The sequence below is a fragment of the Aphanizomenon sp. CS-733/32 genome (assembly GCF_028330045.1).
GTDB lineage: Bacteria > Cyanobacteriota > Cyanobacteriia > Cyanobacteriales > Nostocaceae > Dolichospermum > Dolichospermum gracile.
This window is the reverse complement of sequence record NZ_JAQMSE010000150.1, coordinates 20,028-35,170: the sequence shown is the minus strand read 5'-3', so window position 1 is coordinate 35,170 and position 15,143 is coordinate 20,028. Positions and strand designations below refer to the sequence as shown.

The window sequence follows — 15,143 nt, the reverse complement described above, 5'->3', positions numbered from 1 at the left end:
TTCCAAATGTGGTTTTAGTGTGTCTCGTAATAAGTTAATCTGGTTCATAGGGGTTTCTTTGATTGTGTGGTAACTTTCTATGAAACCCTTTCTCTGTTTCCTTTGCAAGCTTTTTCTCTATTTTTTGTCCTGTACAGAGAGTTACATTAGCTACTAATCTAACCTTAAGTGGACATATTTTTATCACGGATTCATAACTCTTCCATAATAGTGGATTTAGCTGTGCTGTTAAGTTGATTTTTTCCAAATCACTAATATCACCCCAGTGACAATCAAACCTAGTCCAAAAACACGGGTGAGAGAAATAGGTTCTTTTAAAACAAAGTAACCTAATAATACAGAAAATATATAACCAATGGATACAGCAGGGGCAGCAACGCTGAGATTGACCCTGGTTAGGAGTAAGATATAGGCTACTGCACCAATACCATAACAGGTTAATCCTAATAAAAGTTCTGGTATGGTGATCATATTCAGAATCAGACTGATCATGTTTCCTCCATGAACTTTACCTAATTTAATTGCCCCCATTTTCAAAAAAAATTGTCCAGCGACACTAATGATAACTGATATTAGTAGTAAACTAAATTCTGGGATTGACACTGATATTACCTTAATTTTATTGATAACGGTGATTGGGTGGATGGAATAGAATGGAGGGCGCAGTCCCTGCGCCCCTACAGGATAAGATTGTTTTTTTAGTTTAATATTTTAGTGTTTTGTCAAGCCTCCAGTTTCTTTTAATGTATAAAGAGGACGACCTTTTACTTCTTCATATATTCTGCCAATATATTCGCCTAAAATACCAATACAAATTAATTGGACTGAACCCAAGAAAAACATAGAAATTGTAATTAATGTGTAACCAATTAAGTGAGAAACTGGGGCAAAGATTCGCCAATAAAGCACTAATACTATCATAATCATAGCGATCGCCGCCGAGATAATCCCTAAGTAGGTTGCCAGTCTCAGAGGAACTGTGGAAAAAGAGATAATACCATCAATTGCCAGGGATAAAGATTTACCAAAAGTGTATTTTACATCTCCGGCAAACCGAGGGTTTCTTTCAAAAAGTACAGAGGTCTGTCGAAAACCCACCCAAGCACGTAAACCGCGAATATAACGGTTGCGTTCTGGCATAGAATTGAGTATATCTACTACTTGTCTATCCATTAAGCAAAAATCGCCTGTATCCACAGGAATATCAACTTTAGCCAAGCGTCGAAGCAGACGATAGAAAAGGTATGCTGTTAAGCGTTTTAGCCAACCTTCCTTTTGACGGGATATGCGTTGGGCGTATACTACTTGGTATTCCTGATGCCATTTTTCGATCATTGTTAAAATTAATTCTGGTGGATCTTGAAGATCGGCATCCATAACAATGATACATTTACCTTGGACAAAGTTCAAACCAGCGGTAACGGCGATTTGATGCCCAAAATTCCGGGCGAGACTGAGGTAATGGACTCGATTGTCACGATGGTGTAATTCGCGCATCATACTTAAAGAGCGATCGCGGCTACCATCATCAATTAAAATTAATTCCACCTCATCGTCTAACTGTTCCATAACATCATGTAACCGGCGATACATCTCCATGATGTTTTCTTCTTCGTTATAAATGGGGATAACTAGGGAGTAGATGGGCTGATTGATCATGATAAAATTTATTGAAAATTTAATTGCCTGAAAATCCAAATATAATGAATTATTCCTCTTATCTAAAAATCAATAAAGACTATATCATACTATTAACCATCTGGTTAATAGGATTAATGATAGATAGAACATGGTTTTTCCTAGATGAATCTATTCCAGCTTATGATCAAAGCGCACATTTAACTGGAGCCTTACATCATTATCGAATTTTTCAAAACTTAAATATCTTATCAGGTGATTGGTGGTTATCTCTATGGCAATTAACCCCTAGTTATCGCGCTCCTTTTGTATATATTTGTACTGTACCGTTTTTAGTATTGTTTGGTAAGGGTCATGATCAAGCAAGTTTAGTTAATTTATTATATACAGCGATAATTATTTTATCAGTATACCATTTAGGGAATTATTTATTTCCCAACCGAAAAATTGGCATCACAGCCAGCATATTTTGCTTGTTATTTCCCATTATGGGAATTATTCGCACAGATTATTTATTAGATTATGGTTTAACGGCTATTGTCATAGCTACTTTCACAGTTTTAACAATTTGGAAAGATAGTTATACTGGGTTTTCATCATGGATATTAACTCTCTTACTAGGGATAGGAATAGGGTTAATCATGTTATCCAAACCTACCGGGTTTATTTTTATTCTCATTCCTAGTATTTGCACATTAATTATTTTTATCAGCAAACGTAAATTTATTAAATTAATTCAAACAGGATTATCTTTAATTTTAGCTTGGTTGATTGCTGGTTCTTGGTATAGTGTAAATTGGTTAACTATTATTACTTCTGCCTTAAATGCTAATCATGTGGGAAAAGGAGAAGGTGATCCATCTGCAACAACAATTGCTGGTTGGTTATATTATCCGCAAGCTATTCCTGAAACAGTTGGTTTTCCCATATTGTTTGTAAGTATTGGTATTTTCTTAATTTACCTTTCTAAACGTCGGGGTACTCAAAATTTCTTGTCAGATAATTTATCAAAATCTGCATTAAGTTGGTTATTTATTTCTCTAATTAGTAGTTATATAATTTGTTCTCTGGGGACAAATAAGGATATTAGATTTATTCTGCCTTGTTTTCCGGTAATTAGTTTAATTTTGGCTTACTTTTTTAACTTGATTGAAAACATCTGGTTTAATAGATTAAGATTAGCAACTTTATTATTAAGTGGGATAGTTTTACTCAATAATTTATTTCCTTTACCCCTAATTCAAGTTTGGGGTGGAAAACATTTACCAAATGATGAGAGTAAAAAATATCCCCTTGCAGAATTAATGGCGAAAATTAATCAAACTACTCCATATTTAAGAACAACTTTGGGAGTAATTCCAGTTTCTACACCCCAAGTTAATGAATTTACTTTAGATTATTTTGGGACACTAGCTGATTTTCGTATTTATGGCAGAAAATTAACCATGAAATTATCTCAGGTAGATCAAGATTTGCAGTATTTATCATGGTATGTCACCAAAGATAATGAACCAGATGAACCAGGAGAAAAGGGAGAAACTAAACGCAAATTAAAATCTTTGGTTGAAACTGATCCTGCATTAAAATTACAAAGTGATTGGGTATTACCTCATGGTGATAAATTACGACTATATCATCGCAGAAATCCCCATATAGTTGTTGAAAAAATCAATAGTAATAATCAATCAATTTCTTTAGAAAAAGTCATAATTGCCAATCAAGTCATCAAAAATCAAAATAACTCAGTTACCTATCAAATAACAGGTTCATGGGATGAATTACAAAATGGTTTGTTACTGTTGAAATGGCAAAATGGAAAATCAGCTTGGTACCATGATCATGCGATCGCATTAGGTAATCTATATTGTGGTATAAAATGTCATCCTCAAGGAAATTTTCGAGTAATTGAGAATCTCGCTACATTTATTCCCCAGGAGTTACCGCTAGGAAAATATCAACTATCCGCACTATATTTAGATAAAATTAATGGCAAAACTACACCTTTAAATATTCCTAAGATAATTGTCAATGTTACAGATACAGGAAAATTATCAAAAACTCCACCTTTAGATTTAGTTTCCCGAATGTCACAACTAGCAGTAGACTTACGACAGGGAAAATTAGATAATATCTTTGTGCAAATAGATAATTTTAATCAATATGATCCTACTCAAGATTATTTAAAGCAAATTGAATTTGCTGCTAATTATTACCTAGAAAATGAACCAAATAACCTGAATTGGCGTTATACTTTAGTTTTATCACAACTTTTACAACGCAAAGCCAAACCATTAATCCAGAATTTAACAGAATTGACTAAATATGATCGTCAAAATCCCTATACTTGGCTTTATTTAGCATTTGTTTATTTATATGAGTTTCGACCCAAACAAGCTCAAAAGCAGTTGATAGTAGCAGAAAAATTAAAACCAGATATACCAGAATTAAAGACTTTAAAAACAGTTACAAATATCATGAAATTTCTCCCATTAATTCATTTATGAAATATGAGTCATAAACAATGGTTTTTAGGTTTATTGGTAGCATCTTTGATTTTATGGTTGATAGGTTTGGGTAATTTACCTTTACGAGATTGGGATGAAGGTACTTATGCTATAGTCGCTAGAGAAATTTATCGGACTGGTAATTGGGTTTATCCAACTATTCAAGGAGATCCTTTTTTATTAAAACCACCTTTGATGCAATGGTTGATTGCTGGTTGCTATCATATCTTTGGAGTGCAAGAATTTACTACTAGATTTCCGGGAGCATTTTTAACAGCGTTAGGAGTACCTTTACTTTATTTAATTGGACGTTTAGCTTTTAAAGAAAATTTACCAGCTTTATTTTCAGCTTTGGTTTATTTAACATTATTACCGGTCGTCCGTCATGGTAGACTGGCAATGTTAGATGGGATGACTATTTCCTTTTTTCTATTGTTGTTATTTTGTGTTCTTAAAGCCAAAGATCATAAAAAATATGCTTTGGGTATCGGTGTTTGTTTGGGTTTAATTACTCTAACTAAGGGAATGTTGGTGGTAGTTTTAGGGGGAATAGCTGGTTTATTTATTATTGTTAATCAACAATTATCTTTATTAAAAAATCCATTTCTCTGGATAGGAATGGTGTTAGGTAATTTCCCTGCTGTTGCTTGGTATTTTGTCCAATGGCAACATTATGGCAATATTTTCTTAGCAGTGCATTTTCAATCCCAAGCTTTTGATAGATTGGGAAAAGCTGTGGAAGGTAATACGGGTCCTGTTTGGTATTATTTACTGGAAATTCTCAAATATGGTTTTCCTTGGTTGTTGTTTTTGCCAGGTGGTTTATATTTAAGTTGGAAAAATCGTCATACTGTTTGGGGTTGTTTAATTCTGGTGGGGACAATTGTTTATTTGACTATAGTTTCTCTAATGGGGACAAAATTACCTTGGTATATTATGCCAGTTTATCCATTTTTAGCCTTAGCAATTGGGGCTAATTTAAGTGATATTTGGCAAAGTGGGAAGTTTAAAAGTAGATTTTTAACAGGATTTTTTGCATTTTTAGTGATTGTTGGTTTGGCAGGTTGTGTTTATTTTAGTATGTTTGATAAACAGCCGTTGTTAATTGTGATGAGTATTGTTTTAGCAATGACTATGGGAATAACATCATGGTTAGTTAATCAGCATAATCGTCAATTTATTCGGGTTTTATTTGTGGGAATGTATTTAGTTTTAGCAATGTTGATGAGTTCTCAATCATGGATTTGGGAATTAAATGAAAAATACCCTGTTCTCCCAGTGGCAACATTAATTAGGGATAATGTTCCTGCGGGAACACAAATTTATACTTCTTTTGCTTATGGCCGTCCTAGTTTAGATTTTTATAGTGATTGTAAAATTATTCCTGCATCTATTGCCGATTTACAGGATAAGTTTGCTGATAAATCTTATTTATTATTGGACAAGGAGACTTTGCAGAAAATGAATTTAAAGCAGAGTAAAATTATAGGAGAAGCGAAAGGATTTACATTAATTTCATCACTAATTAACTAGACGGATGTATAACGTAGAACTTCCAGACAATTTAGGTGATTTTATAATTTCTTTTTAACCTAACCATTTATCTTTTCCGTAATTAATCCATTGTTCTACAAGAGCAATTGCGGATATTATACTCATAATTAATATAGTTTGATATTTCCGTTTTCCTGGAAAACAACAATATAAATATCCTAAAGCCAGAAAAAAGAAAGGTATTGCAAATATATATCTAGCTAAACTTGCTAAACGGTTTTGCGTAAAAAATACAAGTAAAGAATTAATTGTTGAAAAATACATACAAAACCAAAATATATAATTATCTTTTAACCTATTAGCAAATTTAGAAATAATTATTTTCTTTTTTATACCCCGCAAATAATTTAATATATAAGCTAATAATAATATAGGTGGATATAGGATTAAAATATCCCAAAGAAAATTTTTAGGGACAAATATCAATGGCTGATAGTTTTTACTTTTCCAATATATTACAATCAAACTAATTATTAAAATTAAAACTGGCAAATATATATAAGCCTAATAAATCAAACAAAGGAGATTTAGGAAAAAACACTAAATCTAAATTTAATCCTAATGTTTTACCCCATTGTTTTTGATCATGGAAGGGTGCAAAAAAATTTCCTCTTAATTCAAAACATGAAACTCCATAAATAGAATAACCTAATATTGCTGAAATAGATATGATAATCGTAGTTAAAATATAATTTTTACTAAATTTATTTGTAAGTAAAAATATTGTGCTTAATGATAATAAAGAAGCAACTATCATCTGGATTAACACCGGACGAGTTAAAGCCATGAAAATAACAATAAATAATAGCAGTATTAATTTAATTTTTTCATTTAATTTATTTTCAGGTAAAAGCAACCATATAAATAAAATTCCCAGAAAAGAAAATAAACTTTCTGTGTAACCTATAACCCGAAAAATAGCCATAGGATTAACTGTATAAGCAAGAGTAATTATTAATGCTAAATATTCATTTTTGAAAGCTTTTTTAAATACCCAAAATACCAGAGGAGTAGATATTATAAAAATTGCTGTAGCCGTAATTTTAAAATAGTAGGTAAATTGATCTAAATTCTGAGGATGAAATATCCAATTAGTTATAAAACCCCAAAGAGGGTAAAAAGCAGTGCAAGTATTTTGCAAAGCCATATTTGCATAATGTTCTATATCCCAGTAATAACTGGTGTGAGGTAATTGAGGAGGAATTGTTCGGGGTAATTGAGTTGAAGAAAAAAACTTATGAAAAGTATCAGGAAATATCAACATTCCCACAATTGCACAAACAACAAATGCGCTATATAGAACTAGATAAGGTGTTAAAACTGTGGTAAATTTAATTTTTTTCATTTTATGCCTAAGTTTTTATGTCATAATCTAAGCCACCCAAAGATCACAGGCAAACCGAATGCAATGGATAGACTTATAATATCATAAGCGTAACGTTCAGCAGAAGCAGTAATTCCAGTGTTTAAAATTAGGGCATAGGAACACAGTTAAGGAAATGTAGGTTGGGTTGCTAATGGTTTTAAATTGGTAGCTACAAAATAATGCTAATTAACATATAGGGATGGGCAACCACAGGGGGATTGCCCTTACTAATGGATACCGGAAAAATTTATCCTGCAAAATGTAGTCTGGTAGGGGCTAAAATTGTTACGATAATTTCAGATTTGTTGTTGAAACCTTGATCCAATCTGAAACCTTAGAATTACTAGAGTGGCACCGTCTGTGCCAGCACCTTTCCACCTTTGCGGCAACTAAGTTAGGGGCGATAGTTGCGCGTAACCTGCCAATTCCTGAAACTCAGGTAGAAAGTGAACAGTTATTAGCGCAAACCAAAGAAGTTTACGAACTGGAAAGTCGTTTACATCCAGGGTTGTCCTTTGAGGGAATACAGGATATTGGTGATTCCCTGGAACGGGCAATCCTCCAAAGTATTTTACCTGGTGAGGAACTGTTGGCGATCGCTACTACCTTGGCAGGAACAAGAAATTTACGTCGTGTCATTGATAATCAAGAAAATGTCCCGGTTTTAAGCGATTTAGTTTCCCAATTGCGGACTTACCCCGAATTAGAACAGGAAATCCACCGTTGTATTGATGAACGGGGACAAGTAACTGATCGTGCTAGTCAGAAAATGGGGGAAATTCGCATAGAATTACGGAAAATTCGCGGACAAATCACCCAAAAACTCCAAAATATTATTCAAGCCAAATCGGGCGCTGTTCAAGAACAGTTAATTACCCAAAGAAGCGATCGCTTTGTCATCCCCGTTAAAGCCCCCCAGAAGGACGCAATTCCCGGCATTGTTCATGACACCTCAACCAGTGGCGCAACCCTGTATATAGAGCCTAATAGTGTCGTCCCATTGGGTAATCAACTCCGGCAAGTCATCAGAAAAGAACAAACTGAAGCCGAAGTAATTCGCCGGACTTTAACAGAGAAGGTGGCCGCAGTTACCCCAGACTTAGAAAGATTACTAGCTATTGTCACCACCTTAGATTTAGCAGTTGCCAAATCCCGTTACAGTCTGTGGATAGGTTCTAATCCCCCACATTTTGTGAATCGAGAAGACAATGAAATTATCACCTTGCGAAATCTGCGCCACCCCTTGTTAGTCTGGCAACAGCAGCATGAACAAGGAAATCCAGTCGTACCTGTAGATTTGTTGATTAGTCCCCAAATTCGCGTAGTTACAATTACCGGACCAAATACAGGGGGAAAAACTGTCACCTTAAAAACCTTGGGATTAGCAGCTATTATGGCGAAAGTGGGTTTATTTGTTCCCGCCCGTGAACCCGTCGAAATGCCTTGGTTTTCCCAAGTTTTAGCTGATATTGGCGATGAACAATCTTTACAACAAAGTTTATCCACATTTTCAGGACATATTCGCCGCATTAGTCGAATTTTAGAAGCAATTGATGAGAAAGGAGTCAGGAGTCAGGAGTCAGGAGGTAGGGGCGCAGGGCCTGCGCCCAACAATCAGCAGGAACAGGAAGAAGAAGTTTCCCAGTCCCCAGTTCCCAGTCCCCAGTCCCTAGTTCTACTTGATGAAGTCGGTGCAGGTACAGATCCCGTTGAAGGAAGTGCATTAGCGATCGCTTTACTGAAATATCTCGCCAATCATACCCAGCTAACAATGGCTAGTACCCACTTTGGTGAACTCAAAGCCCTAAAATACGAAGATCCTCGATTTGAAAATGCTTCCGTAGAATTTAACGAAACCACACTGTCACCCACTTACCGTCTCTTGTGGGGGATTCCTGGACGTTCCAACGCCCTGAGTATTGCCTTGCGTTTAGGCTTAAAACCAGAAGTAGTCGCAGAAGCGAAAACTCAAGTCGGAGAAGCCACAGATGAAGTCAACCAAGTCATCGCCGGTTTAGAAGCCCAACGTCGCAACCAGGAAACCAAAGCCGCCGAAGCCCAAAAATTATTACGTCAAGCCGAACGATTATATAAAGAAGTTTCCGACAAAGCCGCCGCCTTAGAAGCCAGAGAAAAAGATTTGCGGGCTTCCCAAGAAATCGCCGTTCAACAAGCAATTACCCAAGCCAAAGGCGAAATAGCCCAAGTCATCCGCCGCTTGCAACAAGGCACACCTAACGCCCAAGATGCCCAACAAGCCACCGCATCCCTAAGTCAAATTGCCCAAAAATATGAACCCGCACCACCACCTAAACCTAAGCCTGGGTTTATGCCAAAAGTGGGCGATCGCGTGCGAATTCCCAAATTAGGTCAAACCGCCGAAGTTTTAACAATTCCTGATGCTGACGGCAACTTTAATGTCCGGTTTGGCATCATGAAAATGACAGTCCAACTCCAAGATATAGAATCCTTAGATGGACAAAAACCCGAACCCATAGTTAAACCAAAACCAGCCCCAGCAGTAGTTACACCACCACCAGCCCCAGCCATTCGTACCTCGAAAAATACTGTGGATTTGCGCGGAAAACGAGTGGCCGATGCCGAATACATCTTAGACAAAGCTATTTCTGAAGCCGCTGGCCCCCTATGGATTATTCATGGACACGGTACTGGTAAACTTAAGCAAGGAGTCCACGCTTTCCTACAACAACACCCCAGAGTTAACCACTACGAACCAGCAGAACAAGCCGATGGTGGTACTGGTGTCACCGTTGCCCATATTTAAAGGCAAGAGGCAGGGGGCAGGGGGCAGGGGGCAGGGGGCAGGGGAGAATCCCAATTACCAATTACCAATTACCCATTACCCATTACCCATTACCCATTACCGTTTCCAAATAGGTAACAGTCACAGATTTTTTAAGCCTGATCATTTATGCTAAAAGTTATGCACTCAACCGCTAATCCGACTATACCAAAATCACCTTGGGAGGATTTAAACCAAATCCCAGTCCCAAATACAACTCAATGGGAAAATATTAAAACTCAGTTAGATTTAGTGCTATTAGCCCTAGAAACCTTAACTGGTATTGGTTCAGAAGCCATGCTGTCAGCTGCAGTTAGTCTGAACTTAGAATCCAAAGTACCAGATCGGGTGGCATTGTGGCGATTGCGGCAATCCAATCCCCTCCGCAAAAGTCAAGGGGGACGGAAAAAGTTAGATGTGGAAGAAGCGCGATCGCTAGTTCTCATTATCTGCCATCTCGCCAAACAACACCAAGAATTAATTCGTCGGGCTATAGGTTTATTAGAACAATTGACAGCAAATAAGCAAAAACCTCACCAAGCCGCCCTATTAGGAGACTATATAGACGCTTTTTGTAATACCTACCAAGACCGGATGGAAGAGGAAGAAGCAACTTCAACAGATTTGCTTACCAACCTCGCCCTCAAACTGTTAATAAATTTACTCTTTTATAGTGCATCTGGTGGACATCGGCGGTTGTGGTTAGCACTCATAGACCTTTCCACAAAATAATTTGGGATTTTTGATTTTCATTCCCCATCTAAAATCCAAAATAACTATTTTTTTTCTTGGCAATTGTTGTTATGTCTCCATCAAATTCTGTAATTCGTCGCTACACCCCCCCGACTTGTACATTAGAAATATCAGCGCAAAGCTCCCTTTTGTCAAGGTGGACAGACAAAACTGTGATTAGTGATCTCAGTTTTAGCTTGCGATTTGATGATCCTCGACTACCCGAAGCAGATAAAATCCTCATTGAGGGCGATCGCCGACAACTAGAAATCTTATGTGATATCGTTACCACCTACGTTCAACAACTTCTGCAACAATCTGTGGAAGATTTTAGTATTACCTTGTTAGGCAATGATCATCCCCACACAATATCAGAACCAGAATCAACAGACATTCCCCCATCTGTCCCTCCTACCCAAACTCCCCAAACAAAAATATATTTAGAACCCAGTCATAATTTAACTCATCAACTCTTTTTTGGTGATCTTGTCAACCAAACATCTGGACAAGTAATTGAACTGACTTTACTACAACTATTTGATTTAGCAACAGCTTTAGACGAATACTCATCTGATATGGTCGTCTTACCAACTACCAGCCATCAAATTATTAAACCGAGTTTACCTCAATGGGCCCCTATCGCCGCAGTCTTAGTATTAGCAGCCGGTTTAACACCATTTACCTGGCAATATGCCAATAACATTCAGAAAAATCGTCAGAAAGTCGCCAAAAACATCCCCCAGTCTCCTGAACCAGTCGCTATAGAACCTACTCGACAAGATCCTATACCAACACCGTCCCTGCCGTTAATCACCTCTCAACCCCAACTAACACCACCACTTCCTAACCTGAGTACCCCCGCACCACCCCTTTCCTTTCCTAATGCAACCACCCCAGCCGCACCATCAAAAACATCTCAACCGCCATTAACCTATCCCTTACCAGGCATCATCCCCAATTCCAAGATCACAAAAGTAACAAAAGCCATCCCAAATGCTTCAACTGTTCTCAATAAAAAAGAAATAAATCCCACCAAAACCAAGAATGTACCATCGGATATTATTCCACCATCTCCATCTATTGCCACCATCCCCAACAACAATTTAAGTAATATTCCTAACCTAATTCCCACCCCTGCTGCTGGGGAATTATCGCCCAGTGTTGCTGGAAATACTACTCCACAACAGGCATCTCCAACAGAAAATCAAGATAGTTTAGCAAGCAGATTAAGAACCGCAACCAAACCCACCTCAGATCCCTCATCTACTGATAATAAAACGTTATTTGATACACCTCAAATAGCAGAAGCGAGAGAATACCTCAACAAACGTTGGCAACCACCAACCGGACTTTCTCAAACTCTAGAATATAGTTTAACATTGGGTATTGACGGCAAAATCGAAAGAATTTTACCATTAAATCAAGTCGCTAGAGAATACATTGATAGTAGTGGTATTCCCGAAATTGGCAAACCCTTTGTTTCTAGTAATAAATTTGGGCAAAACTTGAGAATCCGAGTTATCCTTAGTCCTGATAGCAAGGTGCAAACATTTCCAGAAACGCCATAATCATCGAAAATTTGATTTTGGCACTCTACAGTAGGGTGTGTTAGCGACAGCTTAACGCACCATGATCAATAATTTAACTAGAGGACTCCGGTTTGATTCTGTAAATTTTCCTGCGTAGGAAGGCAATCATGCAAGAGGCAAGAGGATTTCAGAATATGAAGGTGTACCGAGTTTTGTATGGCTACGCCACGTAAGCTATCAAAAATCAAATAGGAGTCCTATAGGACAATACGGCATAAATAAACCAACCATTCTAAATCGTTAAAAAGCCTATAATGTCTTCGTTTGGACTTTTGAATTTTGACTTTTGCCCTGCGGTAGTAGGGTTTGGTGAATAAAGTTAGAACCGGTTATTAATAAGCGTTTTATAGATTTTTATCTCAAAAAAAGTGCAAGGTTTTGGCTTTGCTGAATTGAGGCATGAAATTCCCAAATTGAACCTTTAGAACTCAAACCTCAGTGCGTCTTTGCTACGGCAGTCGCTCATGGGGGAAACCCCCAAGACCGCGCTGCCTCGCCTTTGGGTGAGACTAAAATTCATACCCTTAATCAGCAACGCCTTTGCTACATCCTGTAAATCCTTTAATCCTGTAAATCCTGATTCTGACAATAATGAAATAGTCAGAAAATTTGGGGTGATGGAATGCGAGTATTTGTAACTGGTGGTACAGGGTTCATTGGTTCTCATGTGGTGCGATCGCTATTGCAGTCAAAATACCAAGTTACAGCTTTAGTCCGTTCTAGCAGTAACCTACAGAATTTACAGGGGTTGGCGGTAGATATTGTCAAAGGTGATTTGAATAACCCGAATATCTGGGAACAAATGCAGGGTTGTGAATATCTGTTTCATGTCGCCGCCCATTATTCCCTGTGGCAAAAAGACCGAGACTTGCTTTATCTTAACAATGTGGAAGGAACGCGCAATATTTTAGCCGCAGCCCAAAAAGCGGGAATTGAACGCACAGTTTATACTAGTTCAGTTGCCGCTATTGGTGTGGGTAAGTTAGGACAAGTTGTAGATGAAACTTACCAAAGTCCCTTAGAAAAATTAGTGGGAGATTATAAAAAATCTAAATTCCTAGCGGAACAATTGGCAGTATCTGCGGTGAATCAGGGTCAAGATATTGTGATCGTTAATCCTAGCAGTCCCATTGGACCCTTAGATATTAAACCTACGCCTACAGGGGAGATTATTCTGCGGTTTTTGCGCAGAGAAATGCCCGCTTATGTAGATACGGGGTTGAATTTCATTGATGTCCGCGATGTAGCCAAAGGACATTTATTAGCTTTAGAAAAAGGCAAATCAGGCGATCGCTATATTCTTGGTAATCAAAATCTTAGCCTTAAACAACTCCTCGAACAACTCTCCCAAATCACCAGTTTACCAGCGCCACAAACATCCATCCCAGCTTGGATACCCCTCACAGTCGCCTGGCTAGAAGAAAAAATCCTCGCACCATTAGGAAAAACTCCCACAGTTCCCATAGATGGAGTCCGCATGGCACAGCAACCAATGTATTATGATGCTTCTAAGGCTATCCGCGAATTAGGCTTACCTCAGTCACCCCTGAATATAGCCCTCAAGGATGCTGTAGATTGGTTCGTGTCTAATGGTTATGTGAATAGGTGACAGGTGACAGGTGCTACGCCACGGGGACAGGTTACAGATTACAGGTTACAGGTGACAGGTGCTACGCCACGGGGACAGGTTACAGGTTACAGGTTACAGGTTACAGGTGCTACGCCACGGGGACAGGTTACAGAAATTAATGACCAATGACCAATGACCAATGACCAAATTGAGGAGTGTTAGTTTCATGGCAATTAATTTACAACAAGCAGTAGATATAGGTAAATATTTAGTTACACAACGCTTATTAGGGCGAAAACGCTTTCCCCTCGTATTGATGTTAGAACCCCTGTTTCGGTGTAATTTAGCTTGTACAGGTTGCGGTAAAATCCAGCATCCAGTGCAAGTCCTCAAGCAAAATCTCACTCCAGAACAGTGTTTTGCGGCTGTGGAAGAATGCGGCGCACCGGTTGTTTCTATTCCCGGTGGAGAACCCCTCCTACACCCACAAATAGGTGAAATTGTTGAGGGTTTAATTAAACGCAAGAAATATATTTACTTGTGTACTAATGGTTTATTACTAGAAAAGAGTCTCGATAAATTTAAACCTTCTCCCTATCTAACTTTTAGCGTCCATTTAGATGGAATGCGAGAATGGCATGATAAATGTGTAGATAGAAAAGGCGTTTTCGATACTGCTGTCCAAGCAATTCGCGCCGCTAAAGCTAAAGGTTTTCGTGTCGCTACTAACACGACCATTTTTGCAGGTTGCGATATCCAAGAAATGCAGGAATTTTTTGATTTTCTGGAAACCTTGGGTACTGACGGGATGATGATTTCTCCTGGTTACAGTTACGAATGGGCCCCGGATCAAGATCATTTCCTGCAAAAAGAACAAACCCGCGCTTTATTTAGAGAAATTCTCTCACCTTACACATCTGGTAAGAAAAACTGGAACTTTAATCACAACCCTTTATTCTTAGATTTTCTCATTGGTGAAAAAGACTATGAATGCACCCCTTGGGGTAGTCCTAGTTATAGTGTATTAGGTTGGCAAAAACCTTGTTATCTATTGAATGAAGGTTACTATGCAACCTTTCAGGAGTTGTTAGATAAGACTGATTGGAGTCAATACGGTGGCGCTAGTGGTAATCCTAAATGTGCTGATTGTATGGTTCATTGTGGTTATGAACCGACAGCAGCAATGGATGCAATGCAACCGAAAAATATTGCTCGTTCTCTAACTACTGTGTTTGGGAAGTAATAGTCTGAAAACTGTCAGAATCAGGATTTTTAAGATTAATGGATGAACAGGATGAAAGAATAATTTACTCACAATAAATCCTGTTTATTCTCAAATCCAATAAATCTTGATTTTGATTCTTTAAGGACAACCACCCAGAGAATA

General features: G+C 37.8%; 12 protein-coding genes. 8 read left to right on the top strand and 4 right to left on the bottom strand.

Annotated features, from left to right (window positions below; all coding sequences use genetic code 11):
- Nucleotides 1–228: 228 nt before the first annotated feature.
- Nucleotides 229–603, bottom strand: coding sequence for an EamA family transporter (locus PN471_RS12175; protein WP_193896582.1), 375 nt, complete (start codon nt 601–603; stop codon nt 229–231).
- A gap of 108 nt (nt 604–711) precedes the next feature.
- Nucleotides 712–1,656 (bottom strand): glycosyltransferase family 2 protein, encoded by a 945-nt coding sequence (locus tag PN471_RS12170; protein WP_271777066.1) that lies wholly within the window; start codon nt 1,654–1,656, stop codon nt 712–714.
- Nucleotides 1,657–1,703: 47 nt separating this feature from the next.
- On the opposite strand from PN471_RS12170, the gene PN471_RS12165 reads away from it, so the two are divergent.
- Nucleotides 1,704–4,142, top strand: coding sequence for a hypothetical protein (locus PN471_RS12165; protein WP_271777063.1), 2,439 nt, complete (start codon nt 1,704–1,706; stop codon nt 4,140–4,142).
- A gap of 3 nt (nt 4,143–4,145) precedes the next feature.
- Nucleotides 4,146–5,675, top strand: a complete 1,530-nt coding sequence (locus PN471_RS12160) for an ArnT family glycosyltransferase (protein WP_271777062.1) — start codon at nt 4,146–4,148, stop codon at nt 5,673–5,675.
- Between the two features lie 54 nt (nt 5,676–5,729).
- Here PN471_RS12160 and PN471_RS12155 read toward each other — a convergent pair whose 3' ends face one another.
- Both PN471_RS12155 and PN471_RS12150 read right to left on the bottom strand, forming a co-directional pair.
- Nucleotides 5,730–6,188 carry a hypothetical protein gene (locus tag PN471_RS12155; protein ID WP_271777061.1) on the bottom strand — a complete coding sequence of 153 codons (459 nt, stop codon included), beginning with the start codon at nt 6,186–6,188 and terminating at the stop codon, nt 5,730–5,732.
- Nucleotides 6,163–7,041 carry a hypothetical protein gene (locus PN471_RS12150; protein WP_271777060.1) on the bottom strand — a complete coding sequence of 293 codons (879 nt, stop codon included), beginning with the start codon at nt 7,039–7,041 and terminating at the stop codon, nt 6,163–6,165. Before PN471_RS12150 ends, PN471_RS12155 begins: the two co-directional genes overlap by 26 nt.
- A 337-nt stretch (nt 7,042–7,378) precedes the next feature.
- On the opposite strand from PN471_RS12150, the gene PN471_RS12145 reads away from it, so the two are divergent.
- The 6 genes from PN471_RS12145 (at nt 7,379) to hpnH (ending at nt 14,999) form a co-directional block, all read left to right on the top strand.
- Entirely contained in the window at nt 7,379–9,847 is a 2,469-nt protein-coding gene (locus tag PN471_RS12145) for an endonuclease MutS2 (protein WP_271777059.1), read from the top strand.
- 147 nt (nt 9,848–9,994) lie between these two features.
- Nucleotides 9,995–10,597, top strand: coding sequence for a DUF3038 domain-containing protein (locus tag PN471_RS12140; RefSeq protein WP_193899609.1), 603 nt, complete (start codon nt 9,995–9,997; stop codon nt 10,595–10,597).
- Between the two features lie 71 nt (nt 10,598–10,668).
- Nucleotides 10,669–12,165, top strand: a complete 1,497-nt coding sequence (locus PN471_RS12135) for a DUF4335 domain-containing protein (protein ID WP_271777058.1) — start codon at nt 10,669–10,671, stop codon at nt 12,163–12,165.
- 643 nt (nt 12,166–12,808) lie between these two features.
- The gene (gene hpnA / locus PN471_RS12130; RefSeq protein WP_271777057.1) at nt 12,809–13,795 is read left to right on the top strand and encodes a hopanoid-associated sugar epimerase; all 987 of its coding nucleotides are present in this window, start codon (nt 12,809–12,811) and stop codon (nt 13,793–13,795) included.
- Nucleotides 13,796–13,798: 3 nt separating this feature from the next.
- Nucleotides 13,799–13,945: a hypothetical protein gene (locus PN471_RS12125; RefSeq protein ID WP_271777056.1), complete on the top strand. Its 147-nt coding sequence runs from the start codon at nt 13,799–13,801 to the stop codon at nt 13,943–13,945.
- A 37-nt stretch (nt 13,946–13,982) separates the two neighbouring features.
- Nucleotides 13,983–14,999, top strand: a complete 1,017-nt coding sequence (gene hpnH, locus PN471_RS12120) for an adenosyl-hopene transferase HpnH (protein WP_271777055.1) — start codon at nt 13,983–13,985, stop codon at nt 14,997–14,999.
- Nucleotides 15,000–15,143 lie beyond the last annotated feature (144 nt).

Bases quoted from the DNA above. Each gene is read 5' to 3' on its own strand.
- PN471_RS12165 (WP_271777063.1), top strand. From the start codon at position 1,704: ATGAATTATTCCTCTTATCTAAAAATCAATAAAGACTATATCATACTA.
- PN471_RS12160 (WP_271777062.1), top strand. From the start codon at position 4,146: ATGAGTCATAAACAATGGTTTTTAGGTTTATTGGTAGCATCTTTGATT.
- PN471_RS12150 (WP_271777060.1), bottom strand. From the start codon at position 7,041: ATGAAAAAAATTAAATTTACCACAGTTTTAACACCTTATCTAGTTCTA.
- PN471_RS12140 (WP_193899609.1), top strand. From the start codon at position 9,995: ATGCTAAAAGTTATGCACTCAACCGCTAATCCGACTATACCAAAATCA.
- PN471_RS12135 (WP_271777058.1), top strand. From the start codon at position 10,669: ATGTCTCCATCAAATTCTGTAATTCGTCGCTACACCCCCCCGACTTGT.
- hpnA (WP_271777057.1), top strand. From the start codon at position 12,809: ATGCGAGTATTTGTAACTGGTGGTACAGGGTTCATTGGTTCTCATGTG.
- hpnH (WP_271777055.1), top strand. From the start codon at position 13,983: ATGGCAATTAATTTACAACAAGCAGTAGATATAGGTAAATATTTAGTT.